Here is a 3,050-nt window from a genome sequence, read left to right as displayed (position 1 = left end):
TTTAAGCGTAGGATCCGTTCACGTTTGTTTCTGATGTTTGGTTTGTGGTCAAGGCCTGCTGAGCGGAGCCATTGCGTAGCTCAAGCGAAGCAGGCCGGTTTGCGATGAGTTGTCTTGCGTAGTCGGCCGGAGCAATCCCACCCAGAGATGTGTGTGGCCTTGTTGTGTTGTAGTCCTTCCTCCAGTTCTCGATGATGGTTTTCGCCTCGGCCAGGTTGGAAAAGAGATTTTCATTCAAACACTCGTCCCGAAGACGCCCGTTGAAGCTTTCCACAAAGGCGTTCTGCATTGGTTTTCCTGGTGCGATGTAGTGCCATTTGATGCCGGTATCCTGACACCAGGCCAACACGGCATGGGAGGTCATTTCCGTTCCATTGTCAGAGACAATCATTTCCGGCTTGCTGCGTTGCCTGATCACGGTGTCGAGTTCGCGCGCCAGACAGTGACCGGTCAACAATGGTCGCCAGAGCCTCTCGGGTGCAGTCATCAACTACACACAACACGCGGAACCGCAGGCCGTCCGACAAAGCATCGGAGACGAAGTCCAGGCTCCACCGCCGATTGACCTTGTCAGGAACCAGAATTGGCCGACGCGTGCCAAGAGCTCGCTTGCGCGACCGCCTCCTGCGCATCGCAAGCCCTTCTTCCCGATAGATCCGGAAGAGCTTCTTGTGGTTCACCTCAAATCCCTCTCTGGCCAGCAGAATGCCAAGGCGGCGATACCCAAACCGGCGGCGTTCGTTCGCCAGTTCCCGCAACCTTATGGTGAGCGTTCGGTATTCCCGCTCTGACGGGGAGCGCAGTGGGGTGATAATGTCCATTTTCGTTAATGGACATTGTGAGGCACATTTTGGGTACGAAGAAGGGCAGCAAGAAGCGGTTTTGGTCGGATGACGAGAAGCGGTCGATCTGTTTGCAGGCCAGAGTGCCGGGGGTTTCGGTTGCGCAGGTTGCGCGCCGCTCTGCGATGAATGCGAACCTGATCCACAACTGGCTGCGTGATGAGCGGTTTGCGCCAGAAGACAGCGATTGCGTCCTTGATGGAGCGGCGTTTCTACCAGTGGAGATAGAGGCCCGCAGGCCGCACCAGGCCACCAGATCGCGGCGCTTGCCTCGGATATGCCGTTGTCGGCTCAGCGGGTTGATATCACGCTGTCGGACGGGCGGCGGGTATTGGTGGAAGGGACGACGGCGCTGCCGACGGTGCTGGCTTTGGTTGAAGGTCTAATGCCGTGATCCCCGTGCCGTCCAACGCGCGGGTTTGGCTGGCTGCCGGGGTGACGGACATGCGGCGCGGGTTCAACACTTTGGCGGCTCAGGCGGAGAAGGTTCTGGAGCTTGATCCCTATTCTGGACATCTGTTTGTGTTCCGGGGACGGCGCGGTGATCTGCTGAAGATCATCTGGTGGGATCGACAGGGCGCATGCCTGTTCAGCAAGCGCCTTGAGAAGGGCCGGTTTGTTTGGCCTGCTGCGAAGGACGGTAAGGTCAGCGTGACGCCCGCGCAATTGTCGATGTTGCTTGAAGGCATAGACTGGCGGATGCCGCAAAAAACATGGCGGCCCCTGAGCGTCGGATAGGCCAATATATTGGCGTTTGCGCGCCTCTCGGGATTCAACTTACGCCCTTGATCTGATATAAGATCGAAGATGCTGAAGGACCTTGATATCACCCCGGAGGACCCCGCCGAATTGAGGGCGGTGAACCGCCTTCTGGCCGACGAGGTCAAGGCTCTGAGCCTCAAGGTCGAGCAGCTTCAACACCAGTTGCACGGGGCCAATCGGCATCGGTTCGGCTCCAAGTCTGAGGGTCTGGATCAGCTCAATCTCGATCTGCTCGAGGACGCCGAGATTGTTGAGGCCGCTGAAGACCAGGCAAAACAGCCCGCCCCGTCGCAGGAGGGAGTTGATCCAAAGCCGAAGCGCAAACACAGCCGCAAGCCCTTGCCGGATCATCTGGATCGGGAAGACGAGGAGCTCTCTCCCGGTGATGAATGCGGTCGTTGTGGTGGCAACTTGCGCACCCTGGGTGAGGATGTCACCGAAGAGTTGGAATACGTGCCGGGACGCTTCAAGGTGAAGCGGATCATCCGGCCCCGCAAAGCCTGTTCATGGTGCGAGGCGATTGTGCAAGCGCCGCTGCCATCGCGCCCCATTGAGCGTGGGCGGCCCGGACCGGGATTGTTGGCCCATGTTCTGGTAAGCAAATATGCCGATCATTTACCCCTCTATCGCCTGAGCCAGATCTTTGCCCGTGAAGGCGTCGATCTGGACCGCTCGACCATGGCCGACTGGGTTGGTCGCTCGACGGCCCTGCTGGAACCTCTTGCCGATGCCATCGGACGGATGGTGCGGCAAGGACCTGCGCTTTTTGCCGACGATACGCCCATCAAAATGCTGGCCCCCGGCAACAAGAAGACCAAAACGGCGCGGGTCTGGACCTATGTGCGGGATGAGCGTGCCTGGTCTGGCCAATCGCCACCCTGTGCATGGTATCAGTTCACGGTGGATCGCAAAGGAGAGCATCCCGTTGCTCATTTGTCGGGATACAAGGGCTGGGTCCATGCGGATGGATATTCCGGGTTCAACGGTGTGTTCGGTGACGACAAAGCCGATGAGATGGCCTGCATGGCGCATGTACGACGCAAGTTCGTGGATGTCTTCTCCTCGCAGGGCAGCGCCATTGCCGAAGAAGTCATCCGCCGGATTGCTGAGCTTTACGCTATCGAGAAAGAGATCAGGGGCATGCCCCCCGAAGACCGCGCTACCATCCGGCAGGCTAGGGCAAAACCGATCTTTGACGCCTTGGAAGAATGGTTGCAGACGCAATTGCCCAAAATCTCGGGAAAGTCACCACTCGCGCAGGCCATCCGCTATGCCTTGGGCCGAATGCCGAAAGCACGCCCATACCTTGAGCTCGGCCATCTGGAATTGGATAACAACACCGCCGAGCGCGCCGTTAAACCCGTCGCCATCGGACGCAAAAATTGGATGTTCTCAGGCTCCCAAGGCGGCGGCAAAGCCATGGCTATCGCTTATACCCTGATCGAA

4 protein-coding genes and 1 pseudogene are annotated in these 3,050 nt (G+C 58.5%); 3 read left to right on the top strand and 2 right to left on the bottom strand.

Features of this window, described 5'->3' with window-relative positions; all coding sequences use genetic code 11:
* Position 1 precedes the first annotated feature (1 nt).
* Together TRICHSKD4_RS02575 and TRICHSKD4_RS32150 are read right to left on the bottom strand one after the other, a co-directional pair.
* Positions 2-761 (bottom strand): annotated as a pseudogene (locus TRICHSKD4_RS02575) (IS3 family transposase); the annotation flags it as partial.
* Positions 682-969, bottom strand: a complete 288-nt coding sequence (locus TRICHSKD4_RS32150; protein ID WP_371256662.1) for a L,D-transpeptidase — start codon at positions 967-969, stop codon at positions 682-684. The pseudogene TRICHSKD4_RS02575 and the gene TRICHSKD4_RS32150, both read right to left, overlap by 80 nt.
* Here TRICHSKD4_RS32150 and TRICHSKD4_RS27850 point away from each other — a divergent pair.
* The 3 genes from TRICHSKD4_RS27850 to TRICHSKD4_RS02560 all read left to right on the top strand — a co-directional run.
* Positions 851-1,228, top strand: a complete 378-nt coding sequence (locus tag TRICHSKD4_RS27850; RefSeq protein ID WP_208992979.1) for a transposase — start codon at positions 851-853, stop codon at positions 1,226-1,228. The genes TRICHSKD4_RS32150 and TRICHSKD4_RS27850 overlap by 119 nt on opposite strands.
* Positions 1,229-1,232: 4 nt before the next feature.
* On the top strand, positions 1,233-1,580 hold the full coding sequence (tnpB, locus tag TRICHSKD4_RS02565; RefSeq protein ID WP_009465831.1) for an IS66 family insertion sequence element accessory protein TnpB: 348 nt from the start codon (positions 1,233-1,235) through the stop codon (positions 1,578-1,580).
* A 69-nt stretch (positions 1,581-1,649) separates the two neighbouring features.
* Positions 1,650-3,050 (top strand): IS66 family transposase (locus tag TRICHSKD4_RS02560; protein ID WP_009465838.1); only part of this gene is annotated, 1,401 nt, incomplete at its 3' end.

Source organism: Roseibium sp. TrichSKD4 (assembly GCF_000148725.1).
In the GTDB taxonomy this organism is placed as follows: Bacteria; Pseudomonadota; Alphaproteobacteria; order Rhizobiales; family Stappiaceae; genus Roseibium.
The sequence above is the reverse complement of the archived record's forward strand: the minus strand, read 5'-3'. Positions and strand labels throughout refer to the sequence as shown.